Here is a 500-nt window from a genome sequence, read left to right as displayed (position 1 = left end):
GACAAGCTGGCAAAACGGTTGGCTAACCAATGATGATTGGCTTTAGTCATTGGTGATTCATACAATTCTGCTTGCTGAAGCACGCGCAGACGATAATCAATACCAGAATCGATATTCATCACTGTCGTATGGCTCTCAACCTCTGCAATGGCTGGTAGAAAACGGTCACGGTGCAAACCATCTTTGTACAAACCAGACGGCTCAATGTTTGACGTAGCGACCAAGGTAATACCGCGATTAAACAGCATCGTAAATAAATCACCCAAAATCATGGCATCAGAGACGTTAGAAACAAAAAACTCATCAAAACAGATAATGACCGCTTCTTTATAAATAATATCGGCGACTTTTTCGAGTGGGTCACTTTCGCCTTGGAGTTTATTCAACTCTTGATGAACACGCTGCATAAAATGATGAAAATGCAGACGCATTTTGCGCTCAATGGTCAATGAATCATAAAACATATCCATCATCCACGTTTTGCCGCGGCCGACACCGCC

Annotated in this window: 1 protein-coding gene; it reads right to left on the bottom strand. The window is 42.8% G+C overall.

The genetic code is table 11. The features are described from left to right. Window positions 1–500: cell division protein ZapE (zapE, locus tag ACS8FC_RS21320; protein WP_439298244.1), on the bottom strand; the 500-nt coding region annotated here is incomplete at both ends.

The organism is Psychrobacter sp. 1Y4 (assembly GCF_051847555.1).
Note: the sequence above shows the minus strand (reverse complement) of the source record. Positions and strands in the feature narration are given on the sequence as shown.